24 protein-coding genes are annotated in these 26,155 nt (G+C 69.1%); 10 read left to right on the plus strand and 14 right to left on the minus strand.

Features of this window, described 5'->3' with window-relative positions; genetic code table 11:
• Positions 1–156: 156 nt before the first annotated feature.
• The 5 genes from ACFWZU_RS08920 to ACFWZU_RS08940 all read right to left on the minus strand — a co-directional run bounded on the left by ACFWZU_RS08920 (position 157) and on the right by ACFWZU_RS08940 (position 4,919).
• Positions 157–2,046 (minus strand): phospholipase D-like domain-containing protein, encoded by a 1,890-nt coding sequence (locus ACFWZU_RS08920; protein ID WP_439701182.1) that lies wholly within the window; start codon positions 2,044–2,046, stop codon positions 157–159.
• 75 nt (positions 2,047–2,121) lie between these two features.
• Positions 2,122–2,676, minus strand: a complete 555-nt coding sequence (locus tag ACFWZU_RS08925) for a YceI family protein (RefSeq protein ID WP_439701154.1) — start codon at positions 2,674–2,676, stop codon at positions 2,122–2,124.
• A complete protein-coding gene (locus ACFWZU_RS08930; RefSeq protein ID WP_439701155.1) occupies positions 2,676–3,149 on the minus strand; it encodes a SixA phosphatase family protein in 474 nt (157 codons plus the stop codon). Before ACFWZU_RS08930 ends, ACFWZU_RS08925 begins: the two co-directional genes overlap by 1 nt.
• 8 nt (positions 3,150–3,157) lie before the next feature.
• Entirely contained in the window at positions 3,158–3,787 is a 630-nt protein-coding gene (locus ACFWZU_RS08935; protein WP_439701156.1) for a nucleotide-binding protein, read from the minus strand.
• Between the two features lie 103 nt (positions 3,788–3,890).
• The gene (locus ACFWZU_RS08940; RefSeq protein ID WP_439701157.1) at positions 3,891–4,919 is read right to left on the minus strand and encodes a hypothetical protein; all 1,029 of its coding nucleotides are present in this window, start codon (positions 4,917–4,919) and stop codon (positions 3,891–3,893) included.
• Positions 4,920–5,082: 163 nt separating this feature from the next.
• On the opposite strand from ACFWZU_RS08940, the gene ACFWZU_RS08945 reads away from it, so the two are divergent.
• Positions 5,083–5,283, plus strand: a complete 201-nt coding sequence (locus ACFWZU_RS08945) for an antitermination protein NusB (RefSeq protein ID WP_342451973.1) — start codon at positions 5,083–5,085, stop codon at positions 5,281–5,283.
• Between the two features lie 57 nt (positions 5,284–5,340).
• On the opposite strand, the gene speE is transcribed toward ACFWZU_RS08945, so the two are convergent.
• A complete protein-coding gene (gene speE, locus ACFWZU_RS08950; protein WP_439701158.1) occupies positions 5,341–6,192 on the minus strand; it encodes a polyamine aminopropyltransferase in 852 nt (283 codons plus the stop codon).
• 263 nt (positions 6,193–6,455) lie between these two features.
• On the opposite strand from speE, the gene speA reads away from it, so the two are divergent.
• Together speA and ACFWZU_RS08960 are read left to right on the plus strand one after the other, a co-directional pair.
• Positions 6,456–8,336, plus strand: a complete 1,881-nt coding sequence (speA, locus tag ACFWZU_RS08955; RefSeq protein ID WP_439701159.1) for a biosynthetic arginine decarboxylase — start codon at positions 6,456–6,458, stop codon at positions 8,334–8,336.
• A gap of 151 nt (positions 8,337–8,487) precedes the next feature.
• Positions 8,488–9,273 (plus strand): 3-hydroxybutyrate dehydrogenase, encoded by a 786-nt coding sequence (locus ACFWZU_RS08960; protein WP_439701160.1) that lies wholly within the window; start codon positions 8,488–8,490, stop codon positions 9,271–9,273.
• A 198-nt stretch (positions 9,274–9,471) separates the two neighbouring features.
• On the opposite strand, the gene ACFWZU_RS08965 is transcribed toward ACFWZU_RS08960, so the two are convergent.
• From ACFWZU_RS08965 to radC, 4 genes are all read right to left on the minus strand, one after another.
• A complete protein-coding gene (locus ACFWZU_RS08965; protein ID WP_439701161.1) occupies positions 9,472–10,224 on the minus strand; it encodes an SDR family NAD(P)-dependent oxidoreductase in 753 nt (250 codons plus the stop codon).
• A gap of 2 nt (positions 10,225–10,226) precedes the next feature.
• Positions 10,227–10,922, minus strand: a complete 696-nt coding sequence (locus tag ACFWZU_RS08970; RefSeq protein WP_439701162.1) for an SPOR domain-containing protein — start codon at positions 10,920–10,922, stop codon at positions 10,227–10,229.
• Positions 10,922–12,610, minus strand: coding sequence for an arginine--tRNA ligase (argS, locus tag ACFWZU_RS08975; protein WP_439701163.1), 1,689 nt, complete (start codon positions 12,608–12,610; stop codon positions 10,922–10,924). Before argS ends, ACFWZU_RS08970 begins: the two co-directional genes overlap by 1 nt.
• A gap of 482 nt (positions 12,611–13,092) precedes the next feature.
• Complete coding sequence (radC, locus tag ACFWZU_RS08980; RefSeq protein ID WP_439701164.1) at positions 13,093–13,764, minus strand: RadC family protein; 672 nt, start codon at positions 13,762–13,764, stop codon at positions 13,093–13,095.
• A 98-nt stretch (positions 13,765–13,862) separates the two neighbouring features.
• Here radC and coaBC point away from each other — a divergent pair, with 98 nt between their 5' ends.
• The 3 genes from coaBC to ACFWZU_RS08995 are packed head-to-tail and all read left to right on the plus strand — an operon-like array spanning position 13,863 to position 17,869.
• Entirely contained in the window at positions 13,863–15,068 is a 1,206-nt protein-coding gene (gene coaBC / locus ACFWZU_RS08985) for a bifunctional phosphopantothenoylcysteine decarboxylase/phosphopantothenate--cysteine ligase CoaBC (protein ID WP_439701165.1), read from the plus strand.
• Positions 15,065–15,520 (plus strand): dUTP diphosphatase, encoded by a 456-nt coding sequence (dut, locus tag ACFWZU_RS08990; protein ID WP_439701166.1) that lies wholly within the window; start codon positions 15,065–15,067, stop codon positions 15,518–15,520. Before coaBC ends, dut begins: the two co-directional genes overlap by 4 nt.
• Positions 15,521–15,559: 39 nt before the next feature.
• Positions 15,560–17,869 (plus strand): phosphomannomutase/phosphoglucomutase, encoded by a 2,310-nt coding sequence (locus tag ACFWZU_RS08995; RefSeq protein WP_439701167.1) that lies wholly within the window; start codon positions 15,560–15,562, stop codon positions 17,867–17,869.
• A gap of 71 nt (positions 17,870–17,940) precedes the next feature.
• On the opposite strand, the gene ACFWZU_RS09000 is transcribed toward ACFWZU_RS08995, so the two are convergent.
• Positions 17,941–18,582 carry a DUF4124 domain-containing protein gene (locus ACFWZU_RS09000; protein ID WP_439701168.1) on the minus strand — a complete coding sequence of 214 codons (642 nt, stop codon included), beginning with the start codon at positions 18,580–18,582 and terminating at the stop codon, positions 17,941–17,943.
• 100 nt (positions 18,583–18,682) lie between these two features.
• The gene (pyrE, locus tag ACFWZU_RS09005) at positions 18,683–19,330 is read right to left on the minus strand and encodes an orotate phosphoribosyltransferase (RefSeq protein WP_439701183.1); all 648 of its coding nucleotides are present in this window, start codon (positions 19,328–19,330) and stop codon (positions 18,683–18,685) included.
• A 73-nt stretch (positions 19,331–19,403) separates the two neighbouring features.
• Between pyrE and ACFWZU_RS09010 the strand changes: the two genes are divergently transcribed.
• The 3 genes from ACFWZU_RS09010 (at position 19,404) to ACFWZU_RS09020 (ending at position 21,886) form a co-directional block, all read left to right on the plus strand.
• Positions 19,404–20,174 (plus strand): exodeoxyribonuclease III, encoded by a 771-nt coding sequence (locus ACFWZU_RS09010; protein WP_439701169.1) that lies wholly within the window; start codon positions 19,404–19,406, stop codon positions 20,172–20,174.
• A gap of 10 nt (positions 20,175–20,184) precedes the next feature.
• Positions 20,185–21,465: an AmpG family muropeptide MFS transporter gene (locus tag ACFWZU_RS09015; protein ID WP_439701170.1), complete on the plus strand. Its 1,281-nt coding sequence runs from the start codon at positions 20,185–20,187 to the stop codon at positions 21,463–21,465.
• 127 nt (positions 21,466–21,592) lie between these two features.
• Positions 21,593–21,886, plus strand: coding sequence for a hypothetical protein (locus tag ACFWZU_RS09020; protein WP_439701171.1), 294 nt, complete (start codon positions 21,593–21,595; stop codon positions 21,884–21,886).
• A gap of 7 nt (positions 21,887–21,893) precedes the next feature.
• On the opposite strand, the gene ACFWZU_RS09025 is transcribed toward ACFWZU_RS09020, so the two are convergent.
• Both ACFWZU_RS09025 and ACFWZU_RS09030 read right to left on the minus strand, forming a co-directional pair.
• Positions 21,894–23,024, minus strand: coding sequence for an anhydro-N-acetylmuramic acid kinase (locus tag ACFWZU_RS09025; RefSeq protein ID WP_439701172.1), 1,131 nt, complete (start codon positions 23,022–23,024; stop codon positions 21,894–21,896).
• 9 nt (positions 23,025–23,033) lie between these two features.
• On the minus strand, positions 23,034–24,476 hold the full coding sequence (locus tag ACFWZU_RS09030; RefSeq protein ID WP_439701173.1) for an OapA family protein: 1,443 nt from the start codon (positions 24,474–24,476) through the stop codon (positions 23,034–23,036).
• 177 nt (positions 24,477–24,653) lie between these two features.
• On the opposite strand from ACFWZU_RS09030, the gene tyrS reads away from it, so the two are divergent.
• Positions 24,654–25,865 carry a tyrosine--tRNA ligase gene (gene tyrS / locus ACFWZU_RS09035; RefSeq protein WP_439701174.1) on the plus strand — a complete coding sequence of 404 codons (1,212 nt, stop codon included), beginning with the start codon at positions 24,654–24,656 and terminating at the stop codon, positions 25,863–25,865.
• Positions 25,866–26,155: the final 290 nt, after the last annotated feature.

The raw sequence follows: 26,155 nt of genomic DNA on the forward strand, positions 1-26,155 counted from the left end.
GCGCCTCTGCCTCCTGTCTCCCTCGAGTAGAGGAGGGCGAGGGGGAAAACCCTGCGGCAGGACCGCGATACAGGCCAGGTCCAGCTCGGCCCCCGCGTATCCCGGGCCCTTCACCCCGGCCCCCCTCTCCGGTTGGGAGAGGACGTCGAGGCGCCGCTAGAGGATGCCGCTTGCGCTGGATCCGAACGCGGTGATCAGCCGCGTGTAGATCAGCTTCGGCGACAGCGCCACATCGGGAAAGTCGCCCACCGGTTCGTAGCAGCTGTAGAACGCCGGGTCGTCTGGCTGCATCGGGGCGCAACCGGCCTTCAACTGGTAGCTGGTGGCGTAGCGGTACGGCCAGAAGTCGAACAGGGGCAGGCTTTCGGACAAGTCGCCGATGACCTGGTTGAGCTTGGTCAGCACCGGCACCACCGGACGCCGCGGGGCGATGACCCAGGCGTTCTGCGGCTGCGTGTCACGCAGGATCGAACGGCGCAACTGCTCGGCGAAGCGCGGGTCGTAGACGATCACGCCGGCCTCGGTGTTGTAGTGGTCCGAGCGCGGGTCGAAGTTGTGCGAACCGACCATCGCGAAGCGGTCGTCCACCACGATCGACTTGGCGTGCAGGGCAAAGCGCCGCCCCTCGCTGACCAGCGGCGCCGGGCGCTGGCTGCTGCCGTGGCTGCCGAGCAGACCGTGGCTCTCGGTACCCACGTAGCGTTGCGAGGCGTCGTGCGCCGGATCGCCGTTGGCGTGCTCGCCCTCGCCGATCCATTCGAGGCTGGCGCGCGCGTTGGCGGCCGCCGGATCGGCGGCGTGCGGCTTCAACTCGTAGATCTCGAAGCCGTAGTCCTTGAGATAGCGCTTGCGGTGCTTGTAGGAGACCGCGTAGACCGCGAAGGCGTCGGTGGAAGCGAGCGAATTGGTCGAGACGACGATGCGCGGCGGCGGGGTTGCCAGGTGCAGGCGCTCGAAGATGCGCCGCGCGCGCCGACTGAGCACCAGGTACGGCGTCTGCAGCACCACCTCGTGGCGCGCGGCGCCGACCATCTGCATGACATGGGCGGTGAACTGGCGCGCCTGCCGCTTGAGCGGCTGGTCGGTCTTGGCCGGCAGGTCGCTGAAGAAATCCACCGCGCCGGTTTCCAGGCTGTCGGCCAGCACGTGGGCGCGCAGCCATGCCGCGTCGCCGGCCTCCTGCTCCACGCGATAGACGCGTTGCGGGTGTTCGTACGTCGGCGCGAGCCACTCCGATGCAGCCGGGTGGTCCAGGATGTGACGATTGACGTCGCGCAGATGGGTCAACGGCACCGAGCGCTTGTGCCGCCAGAACAGGGCGAAGCTCTTGGCCATCGCCTGCGCCGCCGGGCCGCCGACCAGCACGTCCCGGTCCACGTAGTCGAAGTCGTCGTCCCAGTCGAAGTAGCGGTCCTGGTAGTTGCGCCCGCCGGTGATGCCGACGGTGTTGTCCACCACCAGCACCTTGTTGTGCATGCGCTGGTTGAACTTGAAGAAGCAGCAGGCGATCCCCGCGGCCCATTCCAGCGGCGAGGTGTTCGCCTCGTGGAAGGTCGGGTTGTACAGCCGCACCTGGAGGTTGGGGCTGGCGCGGGCGAGGCGGTCGAGCAACGCGACATCACCGAAGGACGAAAGCTGGTCGGCCAGGATGCGCACCTGCACACCGCGGCGCGCGGCGCGCACCAGTTCGTCCAGCACCAGCTTGCCGACGTCGTCCCGGTCCCAGATGTAGGTCTGTACGTCGATCGAGCGGCGGGCGCCACGGATCAGGTCCAGCCGCGCCACCAGCGCCGGCTCGCTGGCGTCGAGCAGCGCCACCCGGTGGCGTGGAGCGCCCGGCGTGGACGCACCCAGTGCCTGCCGCGCGGCGTCGAGCAGGGGCGAGGGGCTCGCGCAGTGGTCCGCACGGTCGCAGGCGGACGCGGCCGGTACGGTGGCCGCGACCACCGCGTCGGCACGGCGGATCTGCGCGCGCGAGAGCGTGCAGCCATCGAGCAGCGCGGTGGCGGCGAGCAGGACGAACAGGGCGAGTTGGCGCAGCGGCATGGCGCGCATGATACGGGGGTCGTCGTGCACGTAGACACGCTGGCCCGGCCGGCACGGCACCGGCGCGGCGTGAAGTCAGTCGGGCGCGCGCGTGATCGCGATCGACAGCGCCAGTTGCACGCGGTCGGACAGCACGGCGCGATGCGCGGTCATGCCGAACTCGCTGCGCTTCAGTTCCCCGCGCGCCTGGATCGTGCAGGCATCAGCGGTGCAGTGCGCCGGCAGCAGTTCGAAGCGCACCGGGCGGGTCACGCCGCGCAGGGTCAGCTGGCCGTCCAGTGCACCGCCGCCGTCGAGCGCGCGGCGCGCCACCGGTACGGAGACGAAATGCAGCGCCGGGTATTGCGCCGCGTCGAAGAACTCCTCATCGAGTACCCAGCGACGCAGCCGCTGCGAATCCATCGACAGGCTGTCCAGCGCGATGCGGGCATCGACCACCACGTGGTCGTCCGCCCGCGGCTCGACGGTCCCGGTGATGGTCCCGAAGCGGCCATGGATCGTATGCAGCCAGAGCAGGCGCACGCCGAAGTCGACGTGCGAGGGCGGGCTCTGGATATGCCACACGTGCGAAGGCGAGGCGTGGACGGCGAACGCCAGGGCCAGCAGCGCGACGGTGGCGGGCAGGCGCATCAGGGCGACCAGAACGCGTCCAGCCGCGCGTTGCCCGGCTCCAGCGCACCCTGCAGGTGCAACACCGCCAGCCCGCCCGGCGGCATGCCGCGGAATTCGTCCGAGCGGCCTTCCACCAGCAAGGCGACCAGCCGCTCGATGCCGGGGTTGTGGCCCACCAGCAGCACGCAGCGCGCGTCGGCGTGTTGGTCGAGCAGGGCCAGGAGCTCGCCCGGCGTGGCGTCGTAGATGTCGCCGGCCAGGCCGACCGGCGCGTCCTGGGCCAGCGCGCGCATCGCCAGCTCCGCGGTGCGGCAGGTGCGCAGGGCGGGCGAGCACAGCACACGGTCCGGCCGCGCACCGTGGGAGGCGAGCCAGCGGCCGGCCGCCAGCGCCTCCTGCTCGCCGCGCGGGCTGAGCGTGCGGTCGTGGTCATCGCCCCCGGCGGCCGCGGGATTGGCTTCGGCGTGTCGCAACAGAATCAGTTCCTGCATGGCGTTCCTCAATGCTGGCGCTTGAGCCAGCGCAGCAGCGGCAGCCAGTCCTGCTGCTGGCTGCGCACCTGTTCGGAGTGATAGTCGAAGATACCCTTGCCCAGCGACGTGAGCAGCACGTAGGCCTGGCTGTCACGCAGTTCGGCGACCACCGGGAAAGGAGAGGATTCGGCCAGTTGCGCCAGCGCGTCCTGGCTGGCGTGGGTCCAGGGTTTGAGGCGGTTGCCGACCAGTGCCACCGGCAGTTTGCCGCGCTTGATCCGCGGCACGGCGGCGAGCTGGCCGAGGAAGCCAAGCGTGGCGTGCAGGTCGAACGAGGAGGGCAGCACCGGCACCACCACCGCGTTGGCTGCCTCCAGGAGCGGTTCGAGCTCGCGCTGGCCGCTGCCGGCGGGCGTGTCGATCAGTACGCGCTCGGTATCCGGCGGCAGCTTGTGCAGGCCGCGGCGGCCTTCCAGCCCCAGCACGCCCGGCATGCCTTCGGGCCGCAGCGAGGCCCAGCGGTAACTGGAACCCTGGCGGTCGGTATCGACGATCGCGGTGTGCCTGCCTTCCTGTGCCCAGTGCGAGGCCAGCTGGGTGACCAGCGTGCTCTTGCCGCAACCGCCTTTGCTGCATGCCACCAGCACCGTCAGCATCCGCGCGCCCCTGCTCGACAAAGGTTGGGGCAAGCGTAGCGGGTGGGCCGGGGAACCGCGAGTAGGGTGGGCGCAGGAGGGGCGCAGCGGGCGGACAACCGCTTTAGTGCGTGCCGTCGTCCGCCTTGCGGGGCTTCCAGTCGGCCGGGGCCGTGGTGGATATCCCGGCATCGCGCAGCGCCGCCAGCATCAGGCTCATCTCGGTGCCGCCGTGGCGCGCCAGCGACAGCAGGTGCTGTGCCTGGGCCTTGTCGGCCTGCGCCTTCGCCGCGAGCCGGGTGAACTGTTGCACCTGCCAGACCAGGTCGCGGCGTTCGCGCTCGGCCTGGCCGCGCTCGTCGGCATCGTTGGCGAGCACTTCGCGCAGGTGCAGGCCGAGCGAGCGCGCCAGCGGGCTGGAAGCCCATTCCAGGGTCTTGCCGAGCTGGCGGCAATCGGCGGTCAGTGCCTGATCCTCGCCGGCCGTCTGGCACAGTTCCGCGGCGCCCTGCAGGCCCGGCTGCGGCTGCGCGCCGGCGATGCCGAACACGATCATCGCCTGCACCCCGGCGGCGCCCGCGCCGGCGTCCGGTACGAGCGTGGCGTCGGGGGGCGGCAGCACGCTCACGCCGTTGGCCAGCGCCTGCAGGCTGGTGCCGGTGTAGTCGTCATAAAGCCTGGCCTGGGCGGCATGGGCGAGGTCGGCGCGGGCGTCGTCGCGCTTGTCGTTGCGCAAGTCCTGGCCCAGCTTGAGCAGCCACACGGCGGCATTGTCTGGCGCCTGCGCGACCAGCGCGGCAAGGGCGTCGGCGTTGGGACAGGCATCGGCCTTGGCGTCGCAGTCGGCCAGCTGCACCCAGCGCTCGGCCGGACCGTTCCCCGGGGCGGCCACCGCGCGCTCGATCAGGCTGTGGAAGTCGTTCCACTTCGGCTGGTCGGACAGCGGGCGCGCCAACAGCGCGGCGCCGAGCAGGGGCAGGGCGTCCGCACGCGGCGCCAGCACGCTGACCAGATCGCGCTGGAAGGCGACCAGCGCCTTGGTGCGCGCTTCGGGCGCCGACGGCGTGGGCTGTTTCGCCAGCGCGGGCGAGGCTGCGACGCCGGCGCCGATCGTGCAGATCAGGGCAAGGGCGAGTTGACGCAGTCCCGGCATCGCGTTCTCCTTGGAGCGAAATGAAGCGGCAGCATAGCCGGCAAGGATTAAGCCAGCCTGATCCGCCGGTCGACGCGATGCGCACGGGCGGGTGGGGATGGTTAGCATGGTCGCTTCCCCGACGCGCGCTTGCGTGCACCGTCGCAACGACCGGAGAGATGCCGTGAATCAGTTTTCCAGTTTGGCCGATGCCCAGGCCGCGCCGTGGTTCGTCGGCTGGGGCACGCTGGCGCTGATCAATGCCGGGCTGGCCCAGGGCAAGAACCGCAGCGGCCTGCTGTGGTTCCTGCTGTCGCTGGTGCTCGGGCCGATCGCCACGCTGGTGCTGGTGCTGTTGCCGAAGGTGCGGCAGAAGATGTTTTGAGCCGCACGGTGGCTTCTTGTAGGGCCCGCAAGCGGGCCCTCCGCAGGAATCGCGGTCTTACTCGCCCAGCGACTCGCGCATGAACTCCGGCTGCGCCAGCGCCGCGCGGTGGGTGTCGGCGTTGTAGTAGCGGGTCGGGAAGCCCTTGCTGATCGCGCCGCGCTCGCGGAAGCCGGACAGGTCCGCGCCCTTGCGCGCCATCGTGCAGCTCCACCAGCCGGTCGGGTAGCACGGCTGCGGGAAGGTCAGCGTCTTGACCGCGCCGAAGCCGGAGGTGCGCATCGCCGAGCGCATCGACTTGATCAGGTCCAGGTGCGCCAGCGGCGATTCGCTCTGCTGCACCAGGATGCCGCCGTGGCGCAGCGCCTTGTGGCAGCTGGCGTAGAACGCGGCGTTGAACAGGCCCTCCGCCGGGCCGACCGGGTCCGTCGAGTCGACGATGATCAGGTCCAGCGAGTCCGGCTCGGCCTCGGCCATGTACTTGATGCCGTCGATGAACAGCAACTCCGCACGCGGGTCGCCGTTGGACTCGCACAGCTCCGGGAAGTACTGCTCGGCCAGGCGCGTCACGCGTTCGTCGATCTCCACCTGCGCGGCGTGCTCGACTTCCTCGTGCTTGAGCACCTCACGCAGCGTGCCGCAGTCGCCGCCGCCGATGATCACCACGCGCTTGGCCCGCGCATGGGTGAACAGCGCCGGGTGGGTCATCATCTCGTGGTAGAGGAAGTTGTCGCGGCTGGTCAGCATCACGCAGCCGTCGATCACCATCAGGTTGCCCCAGTCGGTGGTCTGGTAGATCTCGATGGTCTGGAACGGGGTCTTCTCCGCATGCAGCAGCTTTTCCACCCGGAAGCCGATGGAAGAGCCGGAGGACTGGTGGGCCTCGGTGAACCAGCTGAGTTGCGACATGGTGCTGTCCTGCATGGGGGGGCGTGAAAAGAGCGGCATTGTAGCGGCATCCGTGCGCACGCAATGTGCGCGTTGACCCCCTGTTGCCGCCGACCGCCGCTACAATGCGCCCCCGGGCCAGCCACCAGCCGCCCACGAAGCCTGACCGGCCCCGCGGCGTGCGAGGCTTCCGGCCGGCAGGCCTTCCGCTCGAACGAGCAATGCGTCAAGGCTCGCCGCTGCGACGTGCATGGATCCCGTTTGCCTCGAAGGAGACCCTTGCCATGTCCACGTCCTGGTCCGTCGACGACGCCCGCCAACTGTATGCCGTGCCCTACTGGAGCGACGGCTACGTCGACATCGATGCCGCCGGCGGCATCGTGATGCGCCCGCGCGGCGCGAACGGCCCCGCGCTCTCGCTGCCGCAGATCGTCGAACAGGCCAGGGCGCAGGGCCTGCGCCTGCCGCTGCTGGTGCGCTTTCCCGACATCCTCGCCGACCGCCTCAGGCGCATGCAGGGCGCGTTCGCCCGCGCGATCGGGGAGACCGGCTACGCCGGCGGCTACACCGCGATCTTCCCGATCAAGGTCAACCAGCAGCGCGGCGTGGTGCAGGAGCTGGTCGCTGCCGGTAGCCAGGGTTTCGGCCTGGAGGCCGGCTCCAAGCCCGAGCTGATGGCGGTGCTGGCACTGGCACGGCCCAACTCGATCGTGATCTGCAACGGCTACAAGGACCGCGAGTACATCCGCCTGGCGCTGATCGGGCGCAAGCTGGGCCTGCGCGTGTTCATCGTGATCGAGAAGCTTTCCGAGCTCGATCACGTGATCGCCGAGGCGAAGGCGCTGGACGTCGAACCGCTGCTCGGCGTACGCGTGCGGCTGGCCTCGATCGGCGCCGGCAAGTGGCAGAACACCGGCGGCGACAAGGGCAAGTTCGGGCTGTCGCCGGTGCAGGTGCTCGAGCTGGTGGACGCGCTCGACAAGGCGGGCCTGAAGCACACGCTGCGCCTGCAGCACTTCCACATGGGTTCGCAGATCTCCAACGTGCGCGACATCGCCAACGGCATGCGCGAGGCGACGCGCTATTTCGTCGAGCTCTCGCGCATGGGCGTGCCGCTGGACATCGTCGACGTCGGCGGCGGCCTGGGCGTGGACTACGAAGGCTCGCGCTCGCGCAGCCACAATTCGATCAACTACTCGATGGAGCAGTACGCGCTGACCATTGTGCAGTCGCTGGCCGACGCCGTGGCCGCCGAAGGCCTCCCCGCGCCACACATCCTCACCGAGGCCGGCCGCGCGATGACCGCGCACCACGCGGTGCTGGTGTCGGACGTGACCGAGGTGGAGGAGGTGCCCACCGGCGCTCTGCCGCCACCCAGCGACGGCGAACCGACCGTGCTGCGCCACCTGCGCGAGGTGCATGCCGCGCTGGACGAGCGCCCGCCGCTGGAGCTCTACCACGAAGCGCAGCACCACCTGGCCGAGGGCCAGTCGCTGTACGCGCTGGGCCAGCTCGGCCTGGCCGATCGCGCGCGGCTGGACGAGCTGTTCTACGTGATCGCCAACGCCGTGCGCGGACGGCTTTCGCCCGCCGACCGCGCGCACCGCACGTTGCTGGACGAGCTGGACGAGAAGCTGGTCGACAAGTACTTCCTGAACTTCTCGGTGTTCGAGTCGGTGCCCGATATCTGGGCGATCGACCAGATCTTCCCGATCGTGCCGGTCACGCGCCTGGACGAGGCGCCGACGCGCCGCGGCGTGATCGTGGACCTGACCTGCGATTCGGACGGGCGCATCGACCACTACGTCGATGCCGAGGGCGTGGACGTCAGCCTGCCGCTGCATCGTCCCCGCGCGGGCGAGGAGTACTGCCTGGGCCTGTTCATGGTCGGCGCCTACCAGGAGACGCTGGGCGACATCCACAATCTGTTCGGCGACACCGACGCGGTGAACGTGCGCGCCAGCGGCGAAGGCTACGTGTTTGACCACGTGCGCCGTGGCGACACGACCGACGTGATGCTCGACTACGTCGGCTACGACCTGGCGGCGCTGCGGCGCAGTTACCGTGAGCGCATCTCGGCGGCCGGCATCGAGGGCGAGCGCGCCGAGGCGCTCTACCGCGATCTCGACGCCGGTCTGACCGCCTACACCTACCTCGCCGACTGAGCCCCATGTAGGAGCGCCCCCTGCGCGCGACCGCGAGACTCCCGGTCGCGCACAGGTGCGCTCCTACACAGAGCCGGCCCTTGCACGAAAGTCCGATGGCGCCAGTCGCCGCGCGGCCTACAATCCAGGACTCCCCTTCGGAGCACACCTCATGGCCAGTCTCGACGGCAAGGTCGCCCTCATCACCGGCGCCGCCAGCGGTATCGGCAAGGCCATCGCCGAGCGCTACGCGCGTGAAGGCGCGAGCGTGGCGATCGCGGACATCAACCTGCAGGCGGCCGAGGCCACCGCGGCGCAGATCAATGCCTCCGGCGGCCGCGCGATGGGTGTGGCCATGGACGTCACCGACGAGCACGCAGTGGACGCCGGGACCGATGCGGCAGTGCAGTCGTTTGGCCATCTGGACATCCTCATCTCCAACGCCGGCGTGCAGATCGTCAACCCGATCGAGAGCTTCCTCTTTGCCGACTGGAAGAAGATGCTGGCGATCCACCTCGACGGCGCTTTCCTCACCACCCGTGCGGCGCTCAGGCACATGTACAGGGACGACCGCGGCGGCATCGTGATCTACATGGGCTCGGTGCATTCGCACGAGGCCTCGGTGCTCAAGGCGCCCTACGTCACCGCCAAGCACGGCCTGCTCGGCCTGGCCCGCACGCTGGCGAAGGAGGGCGCACCGCACAACGTGCGCTCACACGTGATCTGCCCGGGCTTCGTGCGCACGCCGCTGGTGGAGAAGCAGATTCCGGAGCAGGCCAGGGAGCTGGACATCAGCGAAGAGGACGTCATCCGCAACGTGATGCTCAAGCACACCGTCGATGGCGTGTTCACCACGCTGGATGACGTGGCGCAGGCTGCACTGTTCCTGGCCACCTTCCCCAGTGCCGCGCTGACCGGCCAGAGCCTCGTGGTCAGTCATGGCTGGCATATGCAGTAACAGCTTCGCCCTTGGATTCCTGTAGGAGCGCACCTGTGCGCGACGAAATGCGGGCATCACCGCGATGCACGGCGTTGCCGGTCGCGCACAGGCTCCTACAGGGCGTGCGACGATCGCTGCTGGCGATGATTCGTAGGGTGGGCTTCAGCCCACCGGCTCTTCCGCAAGGGTGCGGGTGGGCATAAGCCCACCCTACGGTCACTCGCGGTGCACCTGGAAGCCGCCGAACGACTGGCTGGTCGGCATCAGCTCGATGCGGTTGACGTTGAGGTGCGCCGGCAGGTTGGCGATCCACCACAGCGTGTCGGCGATATCGCCCGCGGTGATCGGCTGGGCGCCCGCGTAAAGCTTGTCCGAGGCGGCCTGGTCACCGCCGGTGCGTACCAGGGTGAACTCGGTCTCGGCCATGCCCGGTTCCACCGAGGTCACGCGCACGCCGGTGCCGTGCAGGTCCGCGCGCAGGCCCAGCGAGAACTGCGAGACGAAGGCCTTGGTGCCGCCGTACACGTTGCCGCCCGGGTAGGGGTAGGTGCTGGCGGTGGAGCTGATGTTGACGATCGCGCCGCGTCGCTCGATCAGCGTGGGCAGCAGCAGCCGGGTCAGCGTTACCAGCGCGGTGACGTTGGTGTCGATCATCTGTTTCCACTGCGCCAGCTCCGCCTGCTGCGCCGGCACCGTGCCCAGCGCCAGGCCGGCATTGTTGACCAGCAGGTCGACACCGGCGAAATCCGCGGGCAGGCCCGCGTGCGCCGCGCGCATCGCGGCCTCGTCGCGGATGTCGAAGGCCAGCGGATGCACGTGGTCGGCGCCGTGGCGATCGACGAGCTGCTGCAGGCGTTCGATACGGCGGCCGCTGGCGACCACGCGCCAGCCGCCGGCAACGAAGCGATCGACGGTCGCGGCGCCGAAACCGGACGTGGCGCCAGTGATCCAGGCAACCTTGCCGCTCATCTTTAGCGGCCTTCCTTCAGCGCGATCGCCTTGTAGCCGGCACCGGCCAGGCGGTTCTGCACCGACTCCAGCTCGGTGGCCGAGCGATACGGCCCCAGCCGCACACGGTGGAAAGTCTGGTTGCCCACCTGCACGGTCTGCACGTTGGCGACGAAACCCTGCAGCGCCAGCTTGGCCTTGAGCGCCTCGGCGTCGGCTGCATTGGGGAAAGCGCCGACCTGCAGCAGGTAACCGCTGCCGGCCGCCGGTTGCGGCACCGCCGTGGCGGGCGCGGCCTGGATGTTCTCGCTCACCGCCGCCGGCGCATTCGGATTGGCAGCCTGTTGCTGTTGTGCCGCGGCCGCGGCCTGCGCCTGCTGGGCGGCCTGCTGTTTCTGCTGCTGCTCGGCGCGCGCCTGTGCGCTGATCTGGTCGTCGGGGATGCGGACTTCCTTCTCCGAAAGCACCGAGTAGAAGTCGTACTGCGGCTTCTTCGCCGCGCTCTCGGCCGGCGCCAGGCCCTTGTCGCCGTCGCCCTGCGCGGTGGCCTGCGGATTGGGCTGCGGGCCGGAAGGTGCCATCGGCAACATGGAGTGGCGCGTGAGCGCCACCATCGCGATCACGCCGACCGCGATGCCGATGACTGCCCAGCCCCAGGCGGGGAAGCCGCCCTTGCGGTTGCGTACGGCCTGCCGGCCCTTGCCCTTGCGTGCTGCCATTACATGCTCTCCGGGGCGGAAAGGCCCAGCAGGCCCAGCCCGTTCTTCAATACTTGCCGCGTGGCCACCACCAGCGCCAGGCGCGCGTTGCGCAAGCTGGCGTCCTCGACCAGGAACTGGTGCGAGTTGTAGTAGGTGTGGAAGGCGTTGGCCAGTTCGCGCAGCCATCCGGCGAGCAGGTGCGGCTCGAGGTTGGCGGCGGCGGCGTCGACGATCTCGGGGTATTTCGACAGCTCGGTGAGCAGAATCTGCTCGTGCTCGTTGTCCAGCCGTGCCAGCTCTGCCAGGCCCTGCTCGAGGTCGACGGCAAAGCCCTTCTCGGCGGCCTGGCGCAGCACCGAACACACCCGCGCATGGGCGTACTGGATGTAGTAGACCGGGTTGTCGTTGGACTGCGAGCGGGCCAGGTCGATGTCGAACACCAACTGCGAGTCGGCCTTGCGCGAGATCAGGAAGTAGCGCGTGGCGTCGCGGCCGGCCTCGTCGATCAGGTCGCGCAGGGTCACGTAGCTGCCGGCGCGCTTGGAGATCTTCACCTCCTCGCCGCCGCGCATCACGGTGACCATCTGGTGCAGCACGTATTCGGGCCAGCCCCGGGGAATGCCGCAGTCGAGCGCCTGCAGGCCGGCCTTCACGCGGGCGAGCGAACCGTGGTGGTCCGAGCCCAGCTCGGTGATCGCGCGGGTGTAGCCGCGCTGCCACTTGGAGCGGTGGTAGGCCACGTCCGGCACGAAATAGGTGTAGGTGCCGTCGGACTTGCGCATCACGCGGTCCTTGTCGTCACCGTAGTCGGTGGTGCGCAGCCACAGCGCGCCGCCTTCTTCGTAGGTGTGGCCGTGCGCGATGAGCTCGCGCACGGTCTCGTCCACCTTGCCGTCGGTGTAGAGCGAGGACTCCAGGAAATAGTTGTCGAAGCCGACCCCGAAGGCCTTGAGGTCCAGGTCCTGCTCGCGCCGCAGGGCGGCCACGGCGAACTGGCGGATGGCGTCGAGGTCCTCGGGATCCTTCGCGCCGGTGACGGTGTCGCCGTCGGCGACCACCGATTCCCCGGCGAGGTAGGCGCGCGCCACGTCGGCGATGTAGTCGCCGCGGTAGCCGTCCTCCGGCCAGCCCGCGTCGCCCGGAGCGAGCCCACGCGCACGCGCCTGCACGGAGACCGCCAGGTTCTGGATCTGCACGCCGGCGTCGTTGTAGTAGAACTCGCGCTTGACGTTCCAGCCGGTGGCTTCGAGCAGGCGGGCCAGGCAATCGCCGATCGCCGCGGCGCGGCCGTGGCCCACGTGCAGCGGGCCGGTCGGGTTGGCCGAGACGAACTCCACGCCGGCGGTGGTGCCCGCGCCGGAGGCATTGCGGCCGTAGCCCTCGCCCTCGGCGAAGATGCGCCGCACTTCGGCGTGGTAGGCGCCCGCGCTCAGGAAGAAGTTGATGAAGCCGGGACCGGCGATCTCGGTCTTCTCCACCAGCGCACTGGCGGGCAGGGCGGCGACCAGCTTCTCGGCCAGCTCGCGCGGCTTCGCGCGCGCCGGTTTCGCCAGCAGCATCGCCGCGTTGGTGGCGAAATCACCGTGCTCGCGGCTGCGCGCGCGCTCCACCACGAAGGGCGGGAGCTCGAGGTCGGCGGGCAGGACGGCTTGGTCCTGCAGGGTCCGGATGGCCTGCAGCAGCAGGTCGCGCAGTGCTTGTTTCACGGCGTGGAATCGTCAGGCGATGGGAACCGCCAATCCTAGCAGAGCGGCCCGCGACCGGCCTTTCAGGGGCCTGGCGACGGGCGAAGGGTGCCGGCAAGCGGTGGCATCCCTGCCGGCCAGCGGGATCCAGGGCGGGACAAGTCTGTGGATAAGTCTGTGGGGAAAGCGATGGCGTGCGGACGTGTCCGGGCTTGACCGTGCCGTGTAAATGGCTTGCAAAGAACACAAGCCTTTTGGAACAAGGGTTTGCGACAGCTCTTTTAGGCGCGCTTGCAGCTTGTGGTTGGCAACCCCGATCCGGGCGCGCTGTGCATAACTGGTTTCGCATGATTTCGCGACTGTCAAGGCCCTGGCTGTCATATCCCTGTCACGGGTCGATGCCAAGCTGGCTTCGTACCCGCCTTCTCCCCCGGCAGGTACGCTCCCCTGGGCGGCGCGCCCTTCCCCGGCGTGCCGCCTTTTTCGTGGGCGGTTGAACAGCTTCAGAGCAGGCCGCGCTCGGCCATCGACACGGGCGTGCCGTGGCCGATCACCAGATGGTCGAGCACGCGCACGCCGACCAGCTGCAGCGCCTCGCGCAGCTCGCGGGTGATCGCCCGGTCGGCGGCGCTGGGCTCGGCCACCCCGCTCGGATGGTTGTGCGCAAAGATCACGGCGCAGGCGTTGTGCTTGAGGCAGGCGCGCACCACCTCGCGCGGATGGACGCTGGCGCCATCGACGGTGCCACGGAACAGTTCCTCGAACGCCAGCACGCGATGACGGTTGTCCAGATAGAGACAGCCGAAGACCTCGTAGGGCAGGTGGCGCAGCCGGGCGGACAGGTATTCGCCGCTGTCGCGCGGGCTGCCGAGGCTGGGCAGGGCTTGCAGCTGTTCGGCGAGGCTGCGGCGGGCCAGCTCCAGCGCGGCGATGATGCGCGCGCGCTTGGCCGGCCCCAGTCCCGGCGTGGGCACCGGGCCGTCGGCACGCCCGAGCAGGGCGCCCAGGCCGCCGGCTTCGGTGAGCAGCTCGCGACCGAGGGTGATGGCGTCCTTGCCGGGCACGCCGCTGCCCAGCAGCACGGCCAGCAGTTCAGCGTCGGAAAGGGTCGCGCTGCCGTGCTGCAGCAGCTTTTCGCGCGGACGTTCGCCGCTGGGCCAGTGACGGATACTCATCCGGTCGATCGTGCCCGTCGGAGTGCGACCGGGGGCAGCAGTAGCCCTTGATGAATCCGGTAAGCTAGCGCTCCGCCCGATTGTCAGGCCCGTCCTACATGAGTCTTGCCCAACGTCGCATCCTGCTCGGCGTCTCGGCGGGTATCGCCGCCTACAAGTCCTGCGAACTGGTGCGCCGGTTGCGCGAGCAGGGTGCCGAGGTGCGTGTGGTGATGACCGAGGCGGCGACGCATTTCGTCGGCACGACCACGTTCCAGGCACTCTCCGGCCAGCCGGTGCGGGTCTCGCTGTGGGACGAGAACGCGGAAGCGGCGATGGGGCACATCGAGCTGGCGCGTTGGGCCGAGCGGGTGCTGATCGCCCCGGCCAGCGCCGATCTCCTGGCCCGCCTCGCGCATGGCCACGCCGACGACCTGCTCAGCACGCTGTGCCTGGCCAGCGCCGCGCCGCTGTACCTGGCTCCGGCGATGAACCAGCAAATGTGGGCGCATCCGGCAGTGCAGTCCAACCTGACCGTGCTCCGCTCGCGCGGGGTGAACGTGCTCGGCCCGGCCGCAGGCGAGCAGGCCTGTGGCGACATCGGTTCGGGACGCATGCTCGAAGCGACCGAACTGCGCGACGCGCTGGCCGCGTCCTTCGGCAGCGGCACGCTGGCCGGCCTGCGCGTGGTGGTGAGCGCCGGGCCCACCTATGAAGACATCGACCCGGTGCGTTTCATCGGCAACCGCAGTTCCGGCCGTATGGGTTTTGCCGTCGCCGAGGCGGCGGCCACCGCCGGCGCGCAGGTGACGCTGGTCGCCGGCCCGGTCAGCCTGCCGACCCCTGCCGGCGTGGCGTACCGCGTGGACGTGCGCAGCGCCGCGCAGATGCGCGAGGCGGTGCTGGTCGCCGCCAGTTCGGCCGACATCTACATCGGCGCCGCCGCGGTGGGCGACTATCGCCCCGCCCAGGTGTCCGAGCGCAAGCTCAAGAAGCACGACGGCGCCCCGCTGGTGCTCGACCTGGCCGAGAACCCGGACATCCTCAAGGATCTGGCCGCCGTGCACCCGCATCCGTTCCTGGTCGGCTTCGCCGCCGAAACGCACGACGTGGCGGCGTACGCCCAGGACAAACTCGCCCGCAAGGGCCTGGACATGATCGCCGCCAACCGGGTTGGCGCGGGCCTGGGCTTCGAGGCCGACGACAACGCATTGAGCCTCTACTGGGCAGGTGGTGGCGAGGAGCTGCCGCGGGCCTCCAAGCGCGAGCTGGCCGCGCGGCTGGTCGAATCTGTTGCCGCGCGCTACCGGGCGGTGCGCGCATGATCGATGTCGAACTGAAGATCCTCGACCCGCGTCTGGGTGAAGCGATTCCGCTGCCCGAGCCGGCCACGCTCGGCAGCGCCGGCATGGACCTGCGCGCGGCGATCGAGGCGCCGCTCACCCTGGCGCCGGGCGAGAGTGCGCTGGTGCCCAGCGGCATCGCCATCCACATCGGCGACCCGAACTGGTGCGCGCTGATCGTGCCGCGCTCGGGACTGGGCCACAAACACGGGCTGGTGATGGGCAATCTGGTCGGAGTGATTGACGCCGATTACCAGGGGCCGCTGATGATTTCCTGCTGGAACCGCGGGGCCGCCGCGTACACCATCGGCGTGGGCGACCGCATCGCCCAGCTGCTGCTGGTCCCGGTGGCGCAGGCGCGGCTGCGGGTGGTGGAGGAGTTCGCCCCTTCCGCGCGTGGCGCGGGCGGGTTCGGCTCGACCGGCATCAAGTGAAGCCTGGCATCAACTGACGTTGTGATCGGCGGGGGCGAGATGGCAAGACACATCGCAAGGGGGCATGGCGACGGCGCGGCATGGCAGCGCCTGCTGCCGTTGGCCGGCGGCACCGTGCTGCTGCTGATGGGCCTTTTCTGCGCCTGGCAGACCTGGCTGATCGCCAGCGAAAGCGACGAAGTGGCGCGCGTGCATGCCGCGCGCGACGAGGCCGTGCGCGTGCTGGCGTCGGAGATCGCGGGCGAGCGCAAACAGGTCGCGCAGGCGGTCGCCACGCTCGACCCGGCCATCCTGCAGGGCGACCGCGCGCAACTGGCCCAGGCGCTGCGCGCACGGTTGCCGCAGGCGCTGGACGTGGAGGTGTACAGCGGTAGCCTGGACGAGGTGCTGCACGCCAACTACCGCGAGTTCGGCTACGCCAAGGCGGCGCAACTGATGGCCGCCCAGGCCGACGACAGCCTGCCCATGCAGACGGTGGCGGAGAACGGCCAGCGCCGGCTCAGCCTCGTGCAGCCGCTGGGTCCGGTGCAGCGGCCGCAGGCCTGGATCTGGCTGGAGTTGCCGTTCACGCCACTGCAACGCCGTTTCGAGTCCATTGCGCCCGGTGGCGGTCGCATCGACCTGCGCCAGGGTGACGATCGCGGCGAGCTCAGCCTGCTGTCGCGCGGCGCTTCGTCGGCCGAGGCGGAGGACGAGGCCAAACCGGTGCCGGGCAGCGCGTTCAGCGTGCGCGCGGCGTTGCCGGCTGCCTTCATCCTGTTGCCGCGTGCCTGGCCGCTGGCCGCCTTGCTGGCGCTGCTGGGCATCGGCGGCGGCCTGTACCTGTTGTGGCTGCGCGGCCGGTCGGCCCCGCGCCAGGAAAACCAACCCGAGGAGATGATGGTGTCCGATGTAGTTCCCGCCAAGCACGAGCCCGCGCCGCCCTCGGTACGTTCTGCCGCGATGCCGCCCGCGGAAAGTCCGGCCGACGCCGTCGACCCGAGCATCTTCCGTGCGTACGACGTGCGCGGGGTGGTCGGCAAGACGCTGACGGCGCGGGTGGCGCGCCTGCTCGGCCAGTCGATCGGCACGCTCATGCGCGAGAAGGGTCTGTCCGAGATCGTGGTCGGCCGTGATGGCCGCCTGTCCGGACCCGAGCTCGCCGGCGCGTTGTCCGATGGCCTGCGCGAGGCGGGCATCGACGTGATCGACGTCGGTGCGGTGCCCACCCCGGTGGTCTACTTCGCCGCCTATCGCTTCAACACCGGCAGCGGCGTGGCGGTGACTGGCAGCCACAATCCGCCGGACTACAACGGTTTCAAGATCGTGGTCGGCGGCGAGACCCTGTCCGAGGGCGCAATCCAGGACCTCTACCAGCGGATCGCCAGCGGCGCGCTGGAGGCAGGCGGCCAGGGCGGCCTGCGCCACGTCGACGTGGTGCCCGATTACATCGAGCGGATCATTTCCGACGTGCAGGCGGAGCGGCGCCTCAAGGTGGTGGTCGACTGCGGCAACGGCATCCCGGGCGCGCTGGCGCCGCAGGTGATCGAGGGCATCGGCTGCGACGTGGTGCCGCTGTATTGCGAGGTGGACGGGACCTTCCCGAACCACCATCCGGATCCGTCCGACCCGCACAACCTGGAAGACCTCATCCACGCGGTGCGCCAGACCGGCGCGGACCTGGGCGTGGCTTTCGACGGCGATGGCGACCGCCTGGGCGTGGTGACGAAGGAGGGCGAGATCATCTTCCCCGATCGCCTGCTGATGCTGTTCGCGCGCGACGTGCTCTCGCGCCAGCCGGGCGCCACGATCATCTACGACGTCAAGTGCACGGGCCACCTGAAGGGCCAGGTGCTGGAGGCGGGCGGCAGTCCGTTGATGTGGCGCACTGGCCACTCGCTGATCAAGGCCAAGATGCGCGAGACGCAGGCCGAACTGGCCGGCGAGATGAGCGGCCATTTCTTCTTCAAGGAACGCTGGTACGGCTTCGACGACGGCATCTACGCCGGCGCGCGGCTGCTGGAAATCCTCGCCGGCGACATCGACGGGCGCACGCCGGAGCAGATCTTCGCCACCTGCCCGAAGGGTGTTTCCACGCCCGAGTTGAAGATCCCGCTCAACGAGGGCGAGCACTATCGCTTCATCGAGAAGTTCAAGGACAAGGCGACCTTCGGCGACGCCACGCTGACCACCATCGACGGCGTACGCGCCGACTGGCCGGACGGCTGGGGCCTGGTGCGCGCCTCCAACACCACGCCGGTGCTGGTGCTGCGCTTCGACGCGGACAACCCGACGGCACTCAAGCGCATCCAGCAGGCGTTCCGCGAGCAGTTGTTCCTGATCGAGCCGGGGCTGAAGCTGCCGTTCTGATGCGGGCCGCGGGCGGTAACGTCCGCCGCCGACCGCCCTCGCGGGAGCGCGTCCGCGCTCCTGCGTGAAACCTATTGCCGCTGCGCGTCCTGCGCCTGCTTCAGCGCGCGGTAGTGTTCCAGCTGCCGCGCGGCTTCTTTCTCGGCCGTGTCGCGCCGTTCCTGCAGCCGCTCCAGCGTGCCGCGCTGGCTGGACACCACATTGCGCTGGTCGGCGATGCTGTCGGCCAGGTACTTGGGCACCTTCTCCTTGGCCCGCTCCAGGTCGGCGGCGCGGCCGAGCAGGTCGGCCAGGGTCTTTTCCTGGCTGTGCAGGTTCAGGCGGGTGGTGTTGATCTGCTGGTCGATGCTGTTCAGCTCTTCCTGCTGGGCCTGCTTGAGAGAGGCCTCGTCGCCGTAGGCGTTGAGCATCTGCATATCGGCGCGCCGGCGCGCTTCCTCCGCGCGGCGCTGGGCGGCCTGCTCGGCGGCCAGCTTGTCGGCCGCCGCGCGTTCCTCCGGGCTCAGCTGGCGTTCGACGTGGCGCACCACGTAACCCTGGTCGTTGACCAGGTCGTAGCCGTACTTCATGGCTTCGGCGGTGAGGCTGTCGCTGTAGTGCGACAGGCCCTTGCCGTCGCGCCAGTGGTAACGGATGCCGCCGGCCTTCTGGGCGTGGGCGGTCACGACCGTCGTCGCCAGGGCGATGGCAACGGCGTAAACGAGCTTGCGCATGGATACCCCCTCCTGGCGGGCAGTATAGCCATCGTGCGGCAACCGCCTAAAGCGTGGATGAAGGGCGCCGGCGCGCCTGTGACGCCGGTCGCCACTTGGGCTATGCGGACACGCCGTAGCGACTGCGGTAATCGAGCAGGTGCGCGTGTTCGGACGCCAGTTCCGGGCGCTCGCCGGCATAGGCCAGGACCTCGTCCAGGCCGGTGATGGCGATCACCGGGATGCCGTGGTCGCGCGCCACTTCCTGCGCGGCGGAGAGCTCGCCCTGGCCACGCTCCTGCCGGTCCAGCGCGATCAGCACGCCGGCCGGGGTGGCGCCGTGCGCGCGGATCAGCGCCAGCGACTCGCGCACGGCGGTGCCGGCGGTCATCACGTCGTCGACGATCAGCACGCGACCGGCCAGCGGCGCGCCGACCAGCAGGCCGCCCTCGCCGTGATCCTTCGCTTCCTTGCGGTTGTAGGCCCACGGCAGGTCGCGGTCATGCCGGGTCGCCAGCGCGATGGCGGTCGCGGCGGCCAGGGCGATGCCCTTGTAGGCCGGGCCGAACAGCATGTCCACCGGCAATTGCGCGCGCACCAGCGCGGCGGCGTAGGCCTCGCCCAGCCGCGCCAGCGCGGCGCCGGAATCGATCCGGCCCAGGTTGAAGAAATACGGGCTCTGGCGGCCGGACTTGAGGGTGAAGTCGCCGAAGCGGAGCACGTCGCGCGCGAGCGCCAGTTCGATGAAGTCGCGTTGGTAGGGCTGCATGGTGGCCGGCATGGAGATTCGGGAAGCGACGGCTATTATCCATGGGTTCCCCAAGCCCGAGAGTCCGCCCCGCATGAGAATCATCACGCTCAACGCCAACGGCATCCGCTCGGCCGCCAGCAAGGGCGTGTTCGACTGGCTTCGCGCGCAGCAGGCGGACGTGGTCTGCCTGCAGGAAACCAAGGCGCAGGAGGACCAGCTCACCGACGCGATGTTCCGCCCGGACGGCCATCACTGCTTTTACCGCGACGCGACCTGCAAGAAGGGCTACAGCGGCGTGGCGATCTACGCGCGGCGGGAGCCGGACGCGGTACTTACCGAACTCGGCTGGGAGCCGTTCGACTGCGAAGGCCGCTACATCGAGGCGCGCTTCGGCAACCTGTCGGTGGTCTCGCTGTACGTGCCTTCGGGCTCCTCCGGCGAGGAACGCCAGCAGTTCAAGTTCAAGGCGATGGATTTCCTCACGCCGATCTTCGATGGCTGGCTCAACAGCGGCCGCGACTATGTGATCTGCGGCGACTGGAACATCGTCCACACGAAGAACGACATCAAGAACTGGAGCTCGAACCAGAAGAACTCCGGCTGCCTGCCGCAGGAGCGCGCCTGGCTGGACCTGCTCTTCCACACCCGCGGCTGGGTCGACAGCTTCCGCGCGATCAAGCCCGAGGCGGTCGAGTACACCTGGTGGTCCAACCGCGGGCGGGCGCGCGAGAACAACGTCGGATGGCGCATCGACTACCAGATCTGCACGCCGGGCCTGCGCGAGCGCATGCGCGCCTGCTCGGTCTACCGCGAGCAGCGCTTCTCCGACCATGCGCCGTACACGGTCGACTATGCCGACTGAGCCGGCTGCCGTGCCGCCCCGCAAGCCGTCGATCTGGCGCGCCTTCGCGCAGCCGGCGGCCGGCACCATGGCGCTGCTGGGTTTTTCCTCCGGCCTGCCGTTCCTGCTGGTCGCCGGCACGCTGGCGTACTGGCTCAAGGAAAACGGTATCAGGCTCGAAGAGATCACCATGATCGCCAGCGCAGGCCTGACCTATGCGTTCAAGTTCGTCTGGGCGCCGCTGCTCGACCACTGGCGCATCCCCGGCTTCGCGCGGCTGGGCCAGCGCCGCGGCTGGCTGCTCTTCGCGCAGCTCTGCGTGACCGCCGGCCTGCTGGCCATGGCGCTGCTGACACCCGACCGGTTGTGGCCGTTCGTCGCCGCCACCGTGCTGGTCGCGTTCTTCGGCGCGACCCAGGACATCGCGGTGGACGCCTACCGCATCGAGATCGCCCCTTCCCACGTGCAGGGCGCGCTGGTGGCGACCTACGCGCTGGGCTACCGCATCGGCTTGCTGCTGGCCGGCGCGGTGGCGCTGATCATGGCTGACCACGTGCCCTGGCGGCTGGTCTATCTGGTGATGGCCGCCGCAATGGCGATCCCGATCGCCACCACGCTGCTCGCACGCGAGCCGGACGTGCTGCGCACGCGCCCGGCCAGCTGGGGCGTCGCGATGCGCGAAAGCGTGGTCGACCCGTTCGCCGATTTCTTCCGCCGTTACGGCTGGCAGGCGGCGGGCGTGATCCTGCTGTTCATCCTGCTTTTCAAGATCCCCGAGCAGGCGACCATCGGCGGCATCATGAGCCCCTTCTACCGGGACATGCAGTTCTCCAAGACGGAGATCGGCGCGATCACCAAGATCTACGGCATCTGGATCGGCATCGTCGGCGTGTTCCTCGGCGGCGCCGCCGTGGCGCGCTGGGGCGCGTGGCGTTCGCTGGGCGCGACGATCGTGCTTTGCGGCTGCAGCAACCTGTTCTACCTGGTGCTGATCAGCCATCCGGGCAATCTGGTCGCGCTGACGCTGGTGATCTCGGCCGAGAACCTTACCCTCGGCATGCTCGGCCCGCCGACGGTGGCGTTCCTGTCGATGCTGGTCAACCGCCAGCACACCGCCACCCAGTACGCACTGCTCAGTTCGCTGGTGAACCTGCCCGGCAAGCTGCTGGGGTTCTTCGCCGGCGGCATCGCCACGGCCGCGGGCTATGGCGGCTATTTCGTGCTCACCGTGCTGGCGCTGATCCCGGCGATGCTGCTGTACGCCCTGCTGTGGCGCCGGTTCCGCGCCGCGGAGCAGGCCGAAGAAGCCTAGCCGGGGGCGCCCGCTTCCGGGTGCGGAGGAGGGGCCTCCAGGCCCTGCCAGGAGGCCTACTGCAAACCCTGCTCTTCTGTGCCACCATGCCTTGCCAGCTGGGCATGCGTGACACGGAGCGACGCACGTGCCGGACCTCGTCATACGCCACATCGACAGCTTGATGGCCGAGCGGATCAAGACGCTCGCGAAAGACCGCCATTGGTCCATCAACGACGTCGTGCTGCATGCCTTGCGGCATGGCCTGGGCCTGAGCGCCGCCGGCCAGATCTCCAGCGAAACCCTGCTCGATCCGGGCAGCCTGGTGCTGGGAGGCCATTGGGACCTGACCGAAAAAGCGGTCTTCCAGGAAGCACTGCAGGCGTTGTCGCTGGCCCGTCCGACGCAGCTGGCGCCTGCCCGCGTCGCGAAGTTGAGCTAGACCGCGATCATTCCCGCGGAGCCGGGTACAGCGCGCCCAGCACGCGCCGCCCGCGCGCGCCGGTGACGGCCGGCAGGTTACCCGGCAATCCGAGCAACCGCTGGCGCGCCAGCCAGGCGAACGCCATGGCTTCCAGGTAGTCCGGATCGATGCCATGCGTGGCGGTGCTCGCCACGCGGCGCGGGGCCAGCCATTCGGCCAGGCGCGACATCAGCCGGGAGTTGTGCACGCCTCCGCCGCATACCAGTACGTCCGTTGCGGCGGGCGCGTGAGCCTCGATCGCGTCGGCCACGGTATGCGCGGTCAGTTCCAGCAGCGTGGCCTGCACGTCGGCCGGCGACAGTAGCGCCACGCGCGACTGGCGCAGCAGCCAGGCCAGGTGGAAGTGTTCGCGGCCGGTGCTCTTCGGTGGCGGCAGCGAGAAGTAGGGGTCGGCCAGCAGCGCCTCGAGCAGCGGTGCGTCGACCTTGCCGGCGGCGGCGAATGCGCCGTCGCGATCGAACGGTTCGCCGCGCTGCTCCAGGCACCAGGCATCCAGCAGGCCGTTGGCGGGACCGGTGTCGAAGCCGAGCACCTGGCCGTCCGGGCCCAGCACCGTGATGTTGGCGATCCCGCCGAGGTTGAGCACCACGCGGGTGGCGCCTGATTGGCCGAGCAGCATGGCGTGCACCGCCGGCAACAGCGGCGCACCCTGGCCGCCGGCCGCGACGTCCGCGCGGCGAAAGTCGGCCACCACGTCGATGCCGCAGGTTTCGGCAATGACGGTCGGATCGCCCAGTTGCAAGGTAAAGGGCACCTCCCCGTTGGGGCGGTGCCGCACCGTCTGGCCGTGCGAGCCGAGGGCGCGCACGGCGGATGGAGCCGTGCCGCTGGCTTCCAGCAGCGTTCGCGCGGCTTCGGCGAAGTGGCGCCCGATGGCGACATCCAGCCGACCGAAGCTGTCCAGGTTGAAGGCGGTCAGGTCCTGCGCCAGTGCCAGCACGCGTTCGCGCAGGGCTTCGGGCCAGGGGTGGGTGAACGCGGCGCGCAACTGCGGCAGGCCCTGCTCGAAGGACACCAGCGCCACGTCGACAGCGTCGGCGCTGGTACCCGAGATCAGCCCCAGGTATAGGGCGGATGCATCATCGGTGGGAGTCAAGGCCGATCGTCAGTCGTCGTTGCGCGTGGCCGAGTGCAGCTGGGCGAGCTTGACGTTGGCATCCATCGCCTTCAGTCGGGCCAGCTGCGGGCGCACGACCTGCGATTCGAAGCGGGCCAGCTGCGCTGCAGGCAAAGGCTGCGGCTTGGGCAGGGTCACCGTCTGCGGATCGCGCTGCACGCCGTTGACACGGAATTCGTAGTGCAGGTGCGGGCCGGTGGCCAGCCCGGTCATGCCCACGTAACCGATCACCTGGCCCTGGCTGACGTGCTGGCCGACGCGTTCCTTGGCAAAGCGCGACATGTGGCCGTAGGCAGTGCTGATGTTCTTGCTGTGCTGCACGATCACGAAGTTGCCGTAGCCGCGCATCCAGCCCTTGAACTTGATCACGCCGTCGCCCGCGGCGTGGATCGGAGTGCCGCTGGGCGCCGCATAATCCACGCCCTTGTGCGCGCGCATGCGGCCGAGGATCGGGTGCATGCGGCCGGCGCTGAAGCGCGAGGAGATGCGGGTGAAGTCCACCGGGATGCGCAGGAACGACTTCTGGATCGGCCGGCCGTCCTCGCTGAACCAGCCGTAGCGGCCGTCGGCCTTCTTGAAGCGGTAGGCGGTGTAGCGGTGGCCCTGGTTGACGAACTCCGCGGCGACGATGTCGCCTTCGGCGAAATAGCTGCCGTCGCGGTACACGTCGTCGTAGATGACCGTGAAGCTGTCGCCGTCGCGCAGGTCCTGCACGAAGTCGATGTCGTACTTGAACAGGTCCGCCAGCTTGCCGACCATGCCCTGGCTCATGCCGGCCCTGGCCGCGGCGGCATACAGGGAACTGGTGATGGTGCCGTGGGCGACGTGCTCGCGGGTCTCCATCGCGCGGGGCTGGATATCGAGCGTGGCCTGGTCGCCATCGAAGCGGACCACTGCGCGGTTCGCCTCATCCTTGTCGAAGCGGATGCCCTTGAGACTGCCGTCGCTGCTGAGCAGGAAGTCGAATTCCTGGTGTGGGCGGATGTCGTGGAACGCCCCCTTTGCGGCACCTGCCGCATCCATCACGCGTTGCAGGTCGGCAAGCGTCAGGCCCTGGGCCTGGAAGATGTCCGACAAGGTCTGGCCCGGCTGCACCTGCACCACGTGCCAGTCTTCCATCGCGCGGGTCGGCGCGGCGATCGGCGCGGCCTTTGGCAGCGTGAGCGGCAACAGGGTATGGGCCGCAGGTTGGGGATCGGGCCTCATCGCGCTGGCCCAGGCAGGCAGGAAGAAACCGGATAGGGCAGTCAGCAGCAGCGCGGTCGCGGCCAGGATCCAGCGCTCGCGGTGCCAGCGCAGCGGCTCGGACTCGCCCAGGCGGCTGAACGACCAGTGCGCGCAACGTTCGTAGAAGTGCATGTGGCGGCGCTGCGCCTTGCGGCGGATAGCCTGCTTGCGCGCCGCCCGCGCGATCCGGTCGCCCTCACCCATGCTCTTCGCCCCGCGTTACAAAGTACTCAGGCGGGGTACCTTAGCGGCCTCGTATAAAGGGCGTCAACGCCTTTCCTATCAAGGATTTGCGCTAGTTTTCTTATTAACGCACAATTAACGCCATTTTGTGAACGGCGGCCCCTTGTGGCTGTCGACCGATCGGCATAGAGGACACCCATGAGCGAGCTCGAGCAGGCGTTGGCGACCATCGCCCGCGGCGCTGACGAAGTCATCAAGCAGGAAGAACTCATCGAGCGCCTGAAGAGCGGGCGCCCGCTGCGCATCAAGGCCGGCTTCGATCCCACGGCTCCGGACCTGCACCTGGGCCACACGGTGCTGCTCAACAAGATGCGCCAGTTCCAGGACCTCGGGCACCAGGTGGTCTTTCTGATCGGCGACTTCACCGGAATGATCGGTGACCCGACCGGCAAGAACGTCACCCGCAAGCCGCTCAGTCGCGAGGACGTGCTGAAGAATGCCGAGACCTACGCCGCGCAGGTCTACAAGGTGCTCGACCGTGAGCGCACCGAAGTGCGCTTCAACTCCGAGTGGTTCGGCAAGATGTCCGCAGCAGACATGATCAAGCTGGCCGCGCAGCACACCGTGGCACGCATGCTCGAGCGCGACGACTTCGCCAAGCGGTTTACCGGGCAGCAGCCGATCGCGATCCACGAGTTCCTGTATCCGCTGGTGCAGGGCTACGACTCGGTGGCGCTCAAGGCCGACGTCGAACTCGGCGGCACCGACCAGAAATTCAACCTGCTGATGGGGCGTGCCCTGCAGGAGCACCACGGGCAACCGCCACAGATCGTGCTGACGATGCCTCTGCTCGAGGGCCTGGATGGCGTCCACAAGATGTCCAAGTCGCTGGGCAACTACATCGGCATCGACGAACCGGCGATCGACATCGTCACCAAGACGATGAAGATCGACGACGCGCTGATGTGGCGCTGGTTCGAGCTGCTCAGCTTCGAGGTGTCGCTGGACGAGCTGGCGCACATGAAGCGCGAAGTGGAGAGCGGTGCGCTCAACCCGCGCGATGCCAAGTTGCGGCTCGCGCGCGAGCTCGCTACGCGCTTCCATGGCGTCGCGGCAGCCGAGCAGGCGCTAGCGGGCTGGCACGCGGTGGTGCGCGGCGAAGGCGACACGTCGCTATTGCCGCTCACCGAGATCGCCGTGCCTGCCGAGGGCCTGCGCCTGCCGGCCCTGCTGACGGCCGCAGGGCTTACCGCCAGCAACTCCGAGGCGAACCGCAAGCTGAAAGAGCGCGCGGTGCGCATCGATGCCGCCGTGGTCGAGGACGCGCAGCGCGTGTTAAGTGCCGGATTCGAAGGCGTCCTGCAAGTGGGCAAGCGCAACTTCGCGCGAGTGAAGCTCGTCGCAGGCTAGTCTGCAGGCCGATTCTGGCGCGGGGCACCCGGCAGACCAGCCGCGCTCGCTTGCCAAGTTCGTGCGCTCTCCCTACTATTCGCGGCCCGTCGCCCAACTCCCCTTGGCCGGCAACACCCCCAAGCAAGATTCTTCGCAAAAGGGTGTTGACGAACCGGCAAAGGAATGTAGAATGGGCGGCTCACCCGGGACGAAACGTCTCGGGGCGATTCGAGGAATCGGTCGCAAGTGATTGATCTTTGACAGTGTGCGCAGGTGACTTGTGTGGGCGCCTTGCGGTGGATGGATGA

The sequence above is a fragment of the Frateuria sp. GZRR33 genome (assembly GCF_051900425.1).
GTDB lineage: Bacteria > Pseudomonadota > Gammaproteobacteria > Xanthomonadales > Rhodanobacteraceae > Frateuria_A.